Origin of the sequence: Methylobacterium sp. BTF04 (assembly GCF_010692745.1) — a bacterium.
GTDB lineage: Bacteria > Pseudomonadota > Alphaproteobacteria > Rhizobiales > Beijerinckiaceae > Methylobacterium.
The window spans coordinates 41,066-54,206 of sequence record NZ_JAAHTB010000013.1 but is presented as its reverse complement, the minus strand read 5'-3'; the positions used below and the strand labels follow the sequence as shown (position 1 = coordinate 54,206).

General features: G+C 69.3%; 15 protein-coding genes. 8 read left to right on the top strand and 7 right to left on the bottom strand.

The window, feature by feature from the left end:
* The first annotated feature begins 26 nt into the window (after window positions 1–26).
* From G3T14_RS10425 to fae, 6 genes are all read left to right on the top strand, one after another.
* On the top strand, window positions 27–920 hold the full coding sequence (locus tag G3T14_RS10425) for an NAD(P)-dependent methylenetetrahydromethanopterin dehydrogenase (protein WP_163642399.1): 894 nt from the start codon (window positions 27–29) through the stop codon (window positions 918–920).
* A gap of 61 nt (window positions 921–981) precedes the next feature.
* Window positions 982–2,154 (top strand): ATP-grasp domain-containing protein, encoded by a 1,173-nt coding sequence (locus tag G3T14_RS10420; RefSeq protein WP_348645254.1) that lies wholly within the window; start codon window positions 982–984, stop codon window positions 2,152–2,154.
* Window positions 2,151–3,137, top strand: coding sequence for a methenyltetrahydromethanopterin cyclohydrolase (mch, locus tag G3T14_RS10415; RefSeq protein WP_163642395.1), 987 nt, complete (start codon window positions 2,151–2,153; stop codon window positions 3,135–3,137). Before G3T14_RS10420 ends, mch begins: the two co-directional genes overlap by 4 nt.
* A 166-nt stretch (window positions 3,138–3,303) precedes the next feature.
* Complete coding sequence (locus G3T14_RS10410; RefSeq protein ID WP_163642394.1) at window positions 3,304–4,218, top strand: RimK family alpha-L-glutamate ligase; 915 nt, start codon at window positions 3,304–3,306, stop codon at window positions 4,216–4,218.
* A gap of 11 nt (window positions 4,219–4,229) precedes the next feature.
* Window positions 4,230–5,072, top strand: coding sequence for a triphosphoribosyl-dephospho-CoA synthase (locus G3T14_RS10405; RefSeq protein WP_163642527.1), 843 nt, complete (start codon window positions 4,230–4,232; stop codon window positions 5,070–5,072).
* A 240-nt stretch (window positions 5,073–5,312) separates the two neighbouring features.
* Window positions 5,313–5,825 carry a formaldehyde-activating enzyme gene (gene fae, locus G3T14_RS10400; RefSeq protein WP_163642392.1) on the top strand — a complete coding sequence of 171 codons (513 nt, stop codon included), beginning with the start codon at window positions 5,313–5,315 and terminating at the stop codon, window positions 5,823–5,825.
* Window positions 5,826–6,018: 193 nt separating this feature from the next.
* Here the strand turns inward: fae and G3T14_RS10395 are convergent, their stop codons facing one another.
* Window positions 6,019–6,738, bottom strand: a complete 720-nt coding sequence (locus G3T14_RS10395) for a HisA/HisF-related TIM barrel protein (protein ID WP_163642390.1) — start codon at window positions 6,736–6,738, stop codon at window positions 6,019–6,021.
* Window positions 6,739–6,770: 32 nt separating this feature from the next.
* Here G3T14_RS10395 and G3T14_RS10390 point away from each other — a divergent pair, with 32 nt between their 5' ends.
* Together G3T14_RS10390 and G3T14_RS10385 are read left to right on the top strand one after the other, a co-directional pair.
* Window positions 6,771–7,820 carry a hydantoinase/oxoprolinase family protein gene (locus G3T14_RS10390; RefSeq protein ID WP_163642388.1) on the top strand — a complete coding sequence of 350 codons (1,050 nt, stop codon included), beginning with the start codon at window positions 6,771–6,773 and terminating at the stop codon, window positions 7,818–7,820.
* 28 nt (window positions 7,821–7,848) lie between these two features.
* Entirely contained in the window at window positions 7,849–8,049 is a 201-nt protein-coding gene (locus G3T14_RS10385; RefSeq protein WP_163642386.1) for a hypothetical protein, read from the top strand.
* A gap of 48 nt (window positions 8,050–8,097) precedes the next feature.
* Here G3T14_RS10385 and G3T14_RS10380 read toward each other — a convergent pair whose 3' ends face one another.
* The 6 genes from G3T14_RS10380 to G3T14_RS10355 all read right to left on the bottom strand — a co-directional run bounded on the left by G3T14_RS10380 (window position 8,098) and on the right by G3T14_RS10355 (window position 13,087).
* Window positions 8,098–8,997: a beta-propeller fold lactonase family protein gene (locus tag G3T14_RS10380; RefSeq protein WP_163642525.1), complete on the bottom strand. Its 900-nt coding sequence runs from the start codon at window positions 8,995–8,997 to the stop codon at window positions 8,098–8,100.
* A gap of 71 nt (window positions 8,998–9,068) precedes the next feature.
* On the bottom strand, window positions 9,069–9,602 hold the full coding sequence (locus G3T14_RS10375; RefSeq protein ID WP_163642384.1) for an SRPBCC family protein: 534 nt from the start codon (window positions 9,600–9,602) through the stop codon (window positions 9,069–9,071).
* A gap of 30 nt (window positions 9,603–9,632) precedes the next feature.
* Entirely contained in the window at window positions 9,633–10,229 is a 597-nt protein-coding gene (locus G3T14_RS10370; protein ID WP_163642382.1) for a DUF447 domain-containing protein, read from the bottom strand.
* 4 nt (window positions 10,230–10,233) lie between these two features.
* Window positions 10,234–11,775, bottom strand: a complete 1,542-nt coding sequence (locus G3T14_RS10365) for a DUF6513 domain-containing protein (RefSeq protein ID WP_163642380.1) — start codon at window positions 11,773–11,775, stop codon at window positions 10,234–10,236.
* On the bottom strand, window positions 11,772–12,368 hold the full coding sequence (locus G3T14_RS10360) for a uridylate kinase (protein ID WP_163642379.1): 597 nt from the start codon (window positions 12,366–12,368) through the stop codon (window positions 11,772–11,774). Before G3T14_RS10360 ends, G3T14_RS10365 begins: the two co-directional genes overlap by 4 nt.
* Complete coding sequence (locus G3T14_RS10355; RefSeq protein WP_348645253.1) at window positions 12,365–13,087, bottom strand: (5-formylfuran-3-yl)methyl phosphate synthase; 723 nt, start codon at window positions 13,085–13,087, stop codon at window positions 12,365–12,367. Before G3T14_RS10355 ends, G3T14_RS10360 begins: the two co-directional genes overlap by 4 nt.
* Window positions 13,088–13,141: the final 54 nt, after the last annotated feature.

The following is a 13,141-nucleotide window of genomic DNA, read 5'->3' as shown; positions in this document are numbered from 1 at the left end:
TGCGAAGACCCGGAGGGAGACCGACGATGGCCCGCTCGATCCTGCATATGCTTACGCCCCTGAAGCACATGAGCCCGTTCGACGTGAACATGGCCGTCGATGCCGGGTTCGAAACCATCGCCACCTATACCGACGTAACGCTGCCCGACGTCACGTCCCTGGTCCAGGATTCGATTTTCTCCCGCTCACCCCATGACGGCGTGCGCACCAGCATCTTCATCGGCGGCAAGAACGCCGAGGATGCCCTCGACATGATGGACCGGGCCAAGAAGGCCCTGGTGCCGCCGTTCGCCAACCACATCATCGCCGATCCCGCAGGATCGTTCACCACCGGTGCGGCCATGGTCGCCGAGGTGACCCGCGCCCTGAAGGCGAAGTTCGGCACCGATCTCAAGGGCAAGCGCATCGTCATCTTCGGCGGGGCCGGCGTCGTCGCCTACGTCGCCGCGGTGATCGGAGCGCTGGAAGGCGCCAAGACGGTCCTGGTCGGCCATGACGGCGAGGAGCGCGTGAGCAAGATCGCCTTCACCATGAAATGGCGCTTCGGCATCGACGTCGGGGCGGTGGACGGCTCCACGGCAGAGGCCCGCCGGACCGCCATCGCGGAGGCCGATGTCATTCTCTCGGCCGGACCGGCCGGCGTTCCGATCCTGTCCGCACAGGATCTCGAATCGGCGCCCAATCTGCTCGTGGCTTCCGACGTCAACGCCGTTCCCCCGGCCGGAATCGCCGGAATCGACGTCAATGCCGTCGACGTCCCACTGCCCGTCGGCAAGGGCGTCGGCATCGGCGCGCTGGCGGTGGGCAACGTGAAATACCAGACGCAATCGCGCCTGTTCCGTCGCCTGCTCGAAGCCGAAACCCCGCTCTGCCTCGATTTCCGCGATGCCTATACGGTCGCGGTCGAGGTGGCGGGCTGAACCGATCCTCGGACCGGGTCGTCGCTCAAAGGGTCGGTTCCCGAGCCCGACGCGCCGGCCCGTGAGCGCCCGCGTGCTTGAGGACGCCCGCCCCGGCGACACGATCCTGATCGCCGCGCAATCCGGCCGCGCCCTGGCTCAGGCGGCGCGGCGGGCGGGATTGCGCCCTTTGGTGCTCGACCTGTTCGGCGATGCCGACACTCTGGCGTTGGCTGAGCATCACCAGCCCGTCGCCGGGCGGTTCGGCGGCGGGCGCCTCGGCGGTGAGAGCTTACTGGCGCACCTCGGCGAACTCGCCGCGCGCGCGCGAACGCCACCCATCGGCATCGTCCTCGGCAGTGGATTCGAGGGCGCACCGGATCTGATCGCAGCGATCGCCACGGGCTTTCCGCTTCTCGGCGCGTCGGCGGAATCCGTCGCGCACCTCAAGGACCCCGATCGGTTCGCCGCCCTGTGCGGGCGCCTCGGCATTCCGCACCCAACGATCAGCCGCGATCCGGTGGCCGATCGCGCGGGATGGCTGCTGAAGCGCGCCGGCGGCTCGGGCGGCACCCATATCCGCGCCGCCACCGCCGGGCCTGCGCCGCCGGGCGCGTATTTCCAGGCCCGCGTGCCGGGGCAGGCCCATGCCCTGGCGTTCCTGGCCGACGGGCAGAGCATCGTTGTCGTCGGGATCACCGAACAGTGGAGCGCACCTTCGCCGCTGCGCCCGTTCCGCTATGCCGGGGCGGTGGAGCGTGCGCGCCACGAGGAGCAGGCCCTCGCCCCATGCATGCTCGCGCAGATCGAAGACGCAGTGGGGCGGCTGGTATCCGAAACCGGCCTACGCGGGCTCGCCAGTGCCGACCTCCTCGTCGCGGGGGAGGCGTGGTGGCTCACTGAGATCAACCCGCGCCCCGGGGCCACCCTCGATGTACTCGACCGGCGCCCGATACCGCTTCTCGCCCAGCATATCGCGGCCAGCCGCGGGAAACTGCCGGAGCGGCAGGCGGTGCCGGTGGATGCGGCGGCCGCGGAAATCTGTTACGCGGCTGCCGGCTACGCGCCGATGCCGCCCGTCGACTGGCCGGATTTCGTTCGCGACCGCCCAAGATCCGGCACCGCAGTGGCACGCGATGCACCGCTGTGCACCCTGTTCGCCACAGGTCCGGACTCGGCCGCCACGAAAGAAATGTTGCGAAGCCGGGCTGCCACCTTGCGCGCCTTGCTCGACCTGACGGAGGGATACCCATGACCACAAGTCCGACGGCGCAGAGCCGCCCCTATCCGAGCGTCAACGCGCTGACGGCCCCCATGGTCGAGCGGCTGGTGGCCGATGCCGACGTGCTGCGTCTGGCCGTGACCACGCAGAACGGCGCGCGCATGATCGATGCCGGCGCCACTGTGCGCGGCTCCATCGAGGCCGGACGGCGCCTTGCCGAGATCTGCCTCGGCGGCCTCGGCACCGTCTCGATCGCCCCGTCCGGCCCGATCTCGTCGTGGCCCTACTCGGTGGTCGTGCATGCGGCCGATCCGGTGATCGCCTGTCTCGGCAGCCAATATGCCGGCTGGTCGCTCGCCGACGAGACCGGCGATTCCGGCTTCTTCGCCCTCGGTTCGGGCCCGGGCCGGGCCGTGGCCGTTGTGGAAGACCTCTACAAGGAGCTCGGGTACCGCGACACCGCCACCCGGACCGCCCTGGTGCTCGAAGCCGCGGGCGGCCCGCCGGCTTCCGTCATCGCCAAGGTCGCCGAGGCCTGCGGCCTGCGGCCCGAGGACCTGACCTTCATCTACGCCCCGACCCAGAGCCTCGCCGGCTCCACCCAGGTCGTCGCCCGCGTGCTCGAAGTGGCGCTCCACAAGGCCCACACCGTCGGCTTCGACCTACACAAGATCGTGGACGGCATCGGCTCGGCTCCGCTCTCGCCCCAGCACCCCGACTTCATCCAGGCCATGGGCCGCACCAACGACGCCATCATCTATGGCGGCCGGGTACATCTCTACGTCGAGGCCGACGAAGCCGACGCCAAGCAGCTCGCCGAGCAGCTACCCTCCACTACCTCGGCCGATCACGGCGCCCCCTTCGCCGAAATCTTCGGCCGGGTGAACGGCGATTTCTACAAGATCGACGGCGCGCTCTTCAGCCCGGCCGAGGTCATCGTCACGTCCGTCACCTCGGGCAAGAGTTTCCGCGGTGGCAAGCTGATGCCGGAGCTCGTCGAAGCCTCGTTCAGCTGAGCGATCGGTCATGGCCCTCCCCCCTTCGCGGGGGAGGGTGCCGGCGAAGCAGGCGGGAGAGGGGACGCCCTCTCTGGGCGATGCGTTCCTTATCTCCCGACCCGCTGATGCGGGCCACCCTCTCCCGCACCGGGGAGAGGGACAGACGTCGAGGTTTGCGAAAGACATGCGGATCGGGCTCGCGGCCGATAACGGCAACTGGCACAAGGCGCGGCTGAAGGCTGCCTTGATCAGTCTCGGCGCCGAGCCGGTTCTGTTCTCCCTCGCCGACGTGGCGATCCAGACGGGGGGCCCCGAGCCCCTGCGCGTACCGGGCTTCCCCGACGCCCTGCCGGACGGCGTTCTGTTGCGCACGGTGGCCGGCGGGACCTTCGAGGCCACCACCATGCGGCTCGGCGTGCTTCACGCCCTCGTCGCCTCGGGCACCACCGTTTGGAACTCACCCGTCGCGATTGAGCGCTCGGTGGACAAGGCGATGACCAGCCTGCTCATCGACCGGGCCGGCCTGCGCACCCCCGACACGTTCGTGTTCTCCAAGCGCGAAGCGGCGGCCGAGCTGGTGGCCCGCGAGGCCGGTCCGGGTCGACCGATCGTCCTGAAGCCTCTGTTCGGCTCGCAGGGGGAGGGCCTCCAGCTGATCGAGACGCCCGATGACCTACCCGACGAGGAGGCGGTGTCCCGCGTCTACTATCTTCAGCGCTACATCGCCCGCAGCGATGGTCTGTGGCGCGATTACCGGGTCTTCGTCTGCGAGGGCCGGGCCATTGCCGGGATGATTCGCGAGGGCGACGGCTGGATCACCAACGTCCATCGCGGAGGCCGGCCGCTGCCCTGGGCGATGCCGCCCGCCGCCGCCGAACTGGCGGAACGGGCCGCGGCAGCGGTGGGTGTCGATTATACCGGAATCGATCTCGTCGAGGACGGGGAGGGCGGCTTCCTCGTGCTCGAGGTCAACAGCATGCCGGCCTGGTCGGGGCTGCAGAAGGTCACCGAAGTCGATATCGCCCTGGCCGTCGCGCGCGGCTTCCTCAACGCCGTGCGGGCCGCCCGGCCTCCGCGCCTCGTCTCCGCGTTGGGATGACAGGCCTCGGTATGAAGGGCGCCGAGAGGAGGGGCCTCACCCCGGAGGCGATCGCGCGGGCCTACCGCGCGAGCTGCCTTGCCGAACTCGATGCGCTCAAGCCCGGCAACGTCCATACCTTCGCCGATGGCCACCGCATGGCGGTGGTGGATTTCGTCACAAGCGCCACGGTATCGGCGCCCCATTTGGCCGGCGCCGGGTCACGGGTCGGGCGACGGGTCCGCGATGCCATGGACGCCACCATGGCGGCGGTGGGCCAGAACACCAATCTGGGGATCCTCCTGCTCTGCGCGCCGCTCGCCCTGGCGGCCGAACAGGACGGCACGCTGCCGGACGCTCTCCTCCGCGTGCTCGGCGGCTTCGACAGGCAGGATGCGGACGACGTCTACGCCGCGATTCGCCGCGCCAACCCAGGCGGCCTCGGAAAGGCCGCCCGCCATGACGTCACAGAGACGGAATCGCCGCCTTCGCTCGTTGCAGCAATGGCGGAGGCGGCCCCACGGGACGCCATCGCCCGCGCCTACGTCACCGGTTTCGCCGACCTCTTCACCATCGGGCTGCCGGCCCTCGCGGCGGCCCGTGCACGCGGGCTCGCGCCGCCCTGGACCACCACCGCAGTGTTCCTCGCCTACCTCGCTCAGGCGCCCGACACTCATGTGTCCCGCAAGCACGGAGCGGAGCGCGCCGAGGCCCTGCGCCTGGAAGCGGCGGCGCTTCTCGCCCTCGACCTCGCAGCGGAGCCGGTGGAGGCCCTGCTGGAACGGGACAGGGCCTGGAAGGCAGCCGGCCTCAATCCGGGCACCAGCGCGGATTTCACCGTGGCGACCCTGTTCCTCGACCACCTGTCCGCGTGAACCCGACCATGCGATCGACCATCGACAGGAATTGTTCCCGCTCTCTTCAAATAATTTGCCGAAAACCACGCCCGGAGCAGGGTTGTTCCGGGCAAGACCCCAGAGTAGGGTCCGCGCCGCGATCCGGGCTAACCGGTCCGGCCTCTTACGAGGCTGGACGCCGTGAACAAGGATAGCTTTCGGCCGCGCCCGTCTTCGGGGGCGGTCACGTCTTTTCAAGACTCCTGGGAGAAACCCCACATGGCGAAGATCAACAAGGTTATGGTCGGCGAGGCTCTCGTCGGCGATGGCAACGAGGTCGCCCACATCGATCTCATCATCGGACCGCGCGGCTCGCCGGCCGAGACGGCTTTCTGCAACGGCCTCGTGAACAACAAGCACGGCTTCACCAGCCTGCTCGCCGTCATCGCGCCGAACCTGCCCTGCAAGCCGAACACCCTGATGTTCAACAAGGTCACCATCAACGACGCCCGTCAGGCCGTCCAGATGTTCGGCCCTGCCCAGCACGGTGTCGCCAAGGCCGTGCAGGATTGCGTCGCCGAAGGCACGATCCCCGCTGATGAAGCCGACGACCTGTTCATCCTGGTCGGCGTGTTCATTCACTGGGAAGCGGCCGACGACGCCAAGATCCAGAAGTACAACTACGACGCCGTGAAGCTCTCCATCGAGCGCGCCGTCAAGGGCGAGCCCACCGCGGCCGTCGTCACCGAGCAGCGCAACTCGGCTACGCACCCCTTCGCGTCGAACGCTTAGATTGGAGGCAGTCCTGGGCAGAGCGAGCCTCCGCCCGCACCGCGGGGCCTGCTCCAGCGACTGGCATCCATCTTCCTCGGACGATGAACTTCAAGTGGGGCGGCGTCAGCCGCCCCATTCTTTTTGAGCGATCCACTAGAGCACCGAACCGGATTTCGCATTCGGGACGACGCTCTGGTGTCTCGTGGTTGCGTCAGCTTTTTCGAGACACGACGTCCCCGTGTCGGGGCGATGCTCCAAAGCCGCCATCGTGGATCGCGGACGCCACAAGGGCGCCGGCGACGCCGAGCGCTGTGAGCGCCGCCACATCCTCGGGGCCGCGCACGCCGCCGGCCGCATAGAGGCGCGTCGCCGGGCTCATCGCCCGCACCGCTCCGAGACGATCGAGATCCGGGCCGCCTCCCACGCCGATCCGCCCCAGCGTCATCACGATCACGTCGCGCGGCCAGTGTTCCGGCTGCGCATGCAGGGCGATCGGGCCGAGGCGCTCGTCGCCCTGGGTATCGAGGGAGAACACGGCCCGGTCGCCGAGACCGCGCACCAAATCCGCATCGGTCTGGCTCTCGCTGCCGATCACCGGCCGGCCGAGGCCCGTTCGCAGGAAATCCGCAACGCCGGCCGCATCGCCGAAACCCGCATCGACCCACAGCGTCACCCCGGGGCAGGCGTGAGCGATCCGCGCGAGGCTCGCGAGGTCCGGGGCGGCATGGTCGATGATCGCGTCGAGGTCGGCGACGTAGAGGATGCGTGCCGGCACCGCGGCCAGGAGGCCACGCGCCACATCCGCGGGCTCCGCGCCCTTTGCCAAGGGCGTCACGATCGGGGCATAGGAGGCGCGCTCCCCGGCTCGCGCCCGCACCACTTGGCCGTGGCGCAGGTCGATCACCGGGACGATCTCGAATCCATCCGCCATCCGGCTCCATCCCTTCTCTTCAGGCGCGTTCCGTGACACCAGCATCCGCAGCAACGCAGCGTCCGGTGATCGGCTGGGATCTCGGCGGGGTCCATGTCAAGGCGGCTCTCGTCCGCAACGGCCGGGTCGAGGCCGTGGTGCAGGCCCCGTGCCGGCTCTGGCGCGGCCTGCCGGCCCTCGACGAGACCTTTGCTGGGCTGCCCGACTGGGCGCGGTCTGAGGCCGACCACGTCGTGACGATGACGGGTGAGCTCACCGACTGCTTCGCCGACCGCGCCGACGGCGTGGCGCAGCTGTCCGACTGGGCGCAGGCGCATCTTGCCGGCACGGTGCGGATCTATGCCGGGCGTTCGGGGCTCCTCGCCGCGGCGGCCGCGCGCGACGCCTCCGCCGACGTCGCCTCGGCGAACTGGCACGCCACCGCCGCTCTCGTCGGGCGCCACGTCGCCGACGCGCTGCTGATCGATATCGGCTCCACCACCGCCGACCTGATCCCGGTGGTGTCCGGGCGACCGGCGACGCTCGGCTACAGCGACGCCGAGCGTCTGGAGACCGGCGAACTCGTCTATTCGGGCGTGGTGCGCACGCACCTGATCGGCCTGGCCGATCAGGCTCCTTTCCGCGGCCGCCGCACGCGGCTGATGGCGGAGACCTTCGCCACCACCGCCGACATCTACCGGATCACCGGAGACCTGCCCGAAGGTGCCGATCAGCAGAGCAGCGCCGACATGAAGGGGAAGTCGATCGCCGAGAGCGAGACCCGGCTCGCCCGGATCATCGGCCGGGACCATGGCGAAGGCACGCCGGACGAGTGGCGGGCCCTCGCGGCGCATTTTTCCGAGGCCCAGTTGCGAGCCCTGCACGACGCGGCAGCGACCCTGCTCTCGCGCTCGGATATCCCACCGGACGCTCCCCTGGTGGTGTGCGGAGCGGGGTTGTTCCTGGCAGAACGCCTGGCGCAACGCCTCGGCCGGCGTTCCCTCGGCCTCACCGCCCTCATCGCGAAAAACCTGCCCGAGACGGGGGCCGATTGGGCCTCCACCTGCGGCCCGGCCGTGGCCGTGGCCCTCCTCGCGTCCTGACCCTCACCCTCAAACCGGAGCCCCGCTCATGAGCGCGACGCACAAACTCGCCCGTATCCTCGCCGCACGGTCGGGTGCCCATATCGAACTGGCCCTCGCCACCGAGAGCGGCCAGACCCTCAAGGTCCTGGCGACCCCCGACCAGATCGACATGCTGGTGGACGAACTGGAGGATATCCTGAACTCGCCGGTGGAGCCTGAGGTCAGCGAGCCGCCACCGGCCGCGTGAGGGCGCCAGACACACCGCTTCGGCCGCCCGGCGAGGGCGGCACAAAGCTCACCGCAAAAAGTCGCCGAACGCCCGCGGCCCATCCGGCACCGTAATGTCCTTCGTGACCTTGAGCGTCGTGGCGTCGATCACGCTCAGAGTGTTGGAGCCCCAATTCGCCACCACGAGGGATCGGCCATCGCGGGTGGCGGCGATGCCTTCCGGATGGTCGCCGACCTCGATGGCGGCGACGTTTGTGAGGCTCTGGAGGTTGAACACCGTCACGGTGCCGGAATACTGGTCGGTGACGAAGCCGCGGTTGCCGGCAAGCGCCACGACGTAGGGCCGTTCGCCGGTGGTGACGCGGCCGAGCTCGCGGCGTGCGGCCACATCGATCACCGAGACGTCGTTGGAGATGACGTTGGCGGTGTAGGCCCGCGCGCCCGTCTCATCGAGGGTGATGCCGAACGGGTGGTGGCCCACCGGAATTTTCAGGGTCTCGGTGGCGGTGGCGGCGTCGATCAGCGAGACCGAATCGCCCTCGCGATTGGCCACCAGAATCGTGGCGCCATCGGGGGTGACCGCGATGCCGGAGGGCGAGGCACCGACCTGAATCTCGGTCTCGAGCTTCGATCCATCCGGCGAGACCACGAAGATCCGGCTCCCGTACCAGTCGGCGACGTAGACGGCGCCGGATTTCGGGTTGACGGCGATGCCGAGCGGACCGCCCGGCAGAGGCAGGGTGGCCGTGACCGTTCGCGCCGCGAGGTCGACCACGGCGAGGCTCGGGCCCTCGGGGCGGGTGACATAGGCCGTCTTGCGATCGGGCGACAGGGCGATGCCGGCCGGTGCGCCGTCGATCGCCACCTGGCCGACGACGTTGCCCGCGTCGAGATCGACGATGGTGAGGACGTTGGCGCCTTGCGCCGTGACCAGAGCCTCGTCGGCACGGGCCGGCGTGGCGATCAGCGTGAGCGCAAAAAGGAGAGGGCCGGCGCGAGGCCGGCCCTTCCGTGTCGCGCGATTCCGGCGAGGACCGTTCAAGAACCGCTCTTCTCGACCTTCGCCTTGAGGGCGTCGAGGCCGGTGCGGTAGAGGCCGCGCACGGCCTTCTGCGAGGCTTCGTCGCTCAGCTCGGGCGGCGGATCGTTGTTCATGTAGCCGCGGTAGAATGCGCCATCCCACGAAACCTTGGTCTTGCCGCCGGCATCCTCGACCTTGATCGTCGAAGAATAATCGTTCACCGGAAGCGTCTTCACGTCGACCTTGTTGATGCGGTACGAGTAGCTCATCTTCTCGGCGGAGTACTTGTACAGTTCCTCTTCCACCGTGGCGCCGTCCTTGAGCGTCAGGACACGAGTCGCCTTGACCTCGTTGCCACCCGTACCCTCGGTCTTGGCGACCGGCGGCAGCCAGCTCATGTCCTGGAAGTTGGAGATCACGGCCCAGACCTTGTCGGGCGCCGCATTGATCTCGACCGTCTCCTCGACCTTCTTGCGGGTCGGGCCGTGCGCTGCTGCGCCGAACGAGACGAGGGCGAAGGCCGCCGCCGTCGTGAGAGCAAGAAACTTCATCGGGTCTTCGTCTCCTCGGGGTTGCACTTTCTACAGTGCTGTGGGGGGCTTTTCGAGGATGCGGTCGTCGCGGCCCAAGGCGGCGGCAACCTTATCCTCGATCCAGTCCCAGGCCTCGCGCTCGGCGGGCCCGGCGGTCTTGGATATGGCGATGGCGTGATAGCGCATCTCGGTGAGGATCTTGTCCGGCTCCAGCATGTGCAGGCGGGTCGACAGGATCGCCGCCTCCAACACGGCGGCCTGCGCCCGGTTGTAGCCGAAGAACGGCACATGCGCGGCGCTGTGTACCATGCGACCGCGATAGCGCGGGCGCGTCGCATCGTCCTCCACCGACACCACCTCGAACTCGGCATGGCCGAAGCTCGTAGCCAGGCGCCGACCGGGAATGCGGTCGCAGGCCACCAGCGGCCAGTCGCGCCGTCCGGTGACGGCACCGGCGATGACCCGGACGTCGCTCGGGCTCGACGCGGCGAAGTAGGGGCTGGCGTCGAGGTTGACGATCGTCGGGGACGGCCGGAACGGAGAGAGGATCCAGTCGGCCCCGTCCTGGATCAGGCCGAACGGCACGAGGTGGATGAGCCCCTCGGGCGAGAGCGTGGTGACGACGGTCTCGAGGATCAGCGGCACGCCCTCACGCCTCCCCGGCCGGAACGAGCTTGCCGCAGACGATACGGGCCCCCGGAACCGCGGGAGCCTCCGACACAGCATCGGCGGCAGGCGCGGCCTTCTGCGCCACCGTCTCGGGCTGACCGGCATCCGCTTCCGGAATTGGCGCGCGATCCGGTCCGGAATGCTTGGTATGGCCGGCCTTCTTGAAGGCCGTGGTGTCCTCGATCTCCGCGTCGGCGGCGGCCCCCCAGACCAGCGCCTCGTCCTGGACGTAGCGCTTGCCGAGCCGCCACGCCGTCTCGGCTTTGGTCAATTCGCCACCGAGATAGAACGCATGGGCACCGTCTTCGGCCACGTTCAGATCGGGGAAGAAGGCCATCGCGTCGGTGCCGACCTTGTGGACGTCGCGGTTGTAGATATGAACACCGTCCTCGGCCACCGCGACGCGGTAGTTCGGGTCGCGGACCTCCGCCGCCTGCGCCGCGATCTCGTCCGGGGTCTGCACGTAGGGGCGCTTGTCGTGGAGCGCCAGCAGGGACCGGCCGTATCCCTTGGGCAGGGCCGAATCGGCCTTGGCCGCGAACATCACCCGGCGGGCCGCGTCGTGCTCCTCCACGGTGCGGCGGGTGTGGTTGGAGACCTGCACGATCAGCACGTTGCGAATGGCGAGTTCCGAGCACATCCCCACCAGCAGGGCGGTGATTCCGAGACTGTCCGCCTCGGTCAGCTCGGTGAGGTTGCCGGTACCCATCATCATCTCGCTGTTCGGCCAGCGCTGGCGGGTCTGATGATAGCGGGTGATCGACTCGACGAAACCGAAATGGATCGGCTCCAGGATCGGGTCGGCCATGTAGGGCCGCCCCGCCTTCTCCATCCGTTCGATCGCCCGATCGAGGGAGGCGAGATCGTCGGGCCGCACCGGCACCAGCACCGGGACGGAGTCGGTCTCGAAGGCGAGGTCGAGGGTATCCTCGTTGAGGCTGAGCAAAAAATCGGCGCCGGCCTTCGCCCCGCGCGTGAGTTCGTCGAGGGAGAAGGAATCGACGCTGACCTTGAGCCCGGCGCCTTTCAGGAGGCGCACGCACTCCTCGAGATGCGGGAATTCGGTATCCGGCAAGCCGCCGAGATCGATCACGTCGGCACCGCGCCGGGCGAGGTCGAGGCCCTTGGCCAGGATTTGATCGGGCGTCATCTTCGAGGCGTCGACGATCTCGGAGAAGATGCGCAGGTCGTGGCGCGACAAGTCCACAATGCGGCCGGCGAGGCCCAGATAGGCCGGCAGATCGACGATCTCGTCGGGACCGCGCTCAACGGGCAAGCCAAAATGGGCCGCCAACGCCTCCGGGTTGGCGCGGCAGCGGCCGGGCAGGACGATGCGCGTCGCGCCCTCCGGAATGGTCACCCGGCGCCGGATGATCTCCTCCGTCATCAGGGCTGCGACCTTCACCCCGGCATCGGCGATGCTCCAGGCGAAGCGCTCGGGCGGCAAGGTGGCGGCGACCTTCTCCAGGCGCGCCTTCGCCATCCGGCCGGTGATGAAGACGAGGTGTTCGCGCGGGCTCACGCCGCTGCCCTTACGATGGAGGCGCTCGGACCGCGGATCACGATCTCGCCAGGATAGCGTTCGGCGAAATCCGGGAAGGCCGTATCGACGAGGCCGAGGCGGCTCAGATCGCCCAGGCTGGTCCCGGGCGGACGATCGGTGGATTTCACCAGGATACAGCGCGCAGCGCCGAGCGCAGTGGCGAGCCACAGGCCGAGGCTGTCGGAGGTGACGGCCCAGGTCGCCGGAATGGCGGGATGCCCGCGCTTCAGCGCCACCGGGTCCCAGACCGGCGTGCCGCCGCGCGCCAGAACCGCGCCGATCGCGTCGAGATCGTGAGCGACGGTCAACCGGGGTTCGAGCGCGCAGAACACCTCGGCCATGCGCCCCATGGCATCGAGGGCGAGGCGATGGGCGAGCGCATCGTCGAAGTCCAACGCCCCCTGGGCCGCGCGCACCGCGTCGGCGAACAGGCCACCGCCCGGCACGATCACGCACGGCCCCTCGTTCCCATCGGCGAGACCGGACAGGAGGCTGCAGAGGCGGGTCCCGTCCGCCACGAGGCTGCCGCCGAGCTTCACGACGGTGGGACCCTGAGGGAGGGACGGCGTCACGCGGCGTCCCGGCGCGTCAGCGCGCGCAGGGTCTGAACCGCGGCCGCCACCCGATCCGGGTCGAGGCCGCTTGTGCGGTCGCTCTCGCGGCAAAGGCCGCCGCGAAATCCGAGATAGTGAGCACCGCACCGCGCCAGAACCGGTACGTCGCCGAGCGCGAGCGAACCGGCGAGCCCCGACACGAGACCGTGCGCGCGGCAGGATGCCGTGAAGGCCGTGAGCGCCGACGGATCGAGCAGATCGGTGAGACGGCGGCCGATTTTTCCCGAAGTATCGACCATCGCTCCGACGAAGCCCGCCAGGGCCAACCGGGGCACGAGGTTCGGCGCGAGGCCATGCTCGGCAAACAGCACGGCGATCAGACGGCCCGGCGCGGCGGCCGCTCCCCGGGCGAGGGCGATGTCGGACATGTCCGTGCGCACGGCGACCTTCACGTAGTCGACGCCGGTCGACGCCATCGCGGCGATGCAGGCTGTCAGCGCGTCGTCATCCGCCGGCTCGCCCGCGACCGCGCTGGTCACGGCACGATGACCGACGCGGGCGACGATGGCCCGCACCAGCGCAGGCGCCAGACTCCCGAGCGCGCCGCGTGCCGGATCCTTGGCATCGACGAGGTCGGTGCCGGCGCGCGCGGCCATCAGCGCCTCGTCGGCATCGCGCACGCTCACGAGGAGGCGCGGGGCGGTGTCGCCGGGATCGAAGGGGGAGGGCGTCAACACGACGGTTTCGACTCGCTGAGGGCACTTGGAACGATCGAGGCTCGGAGCGGCGGT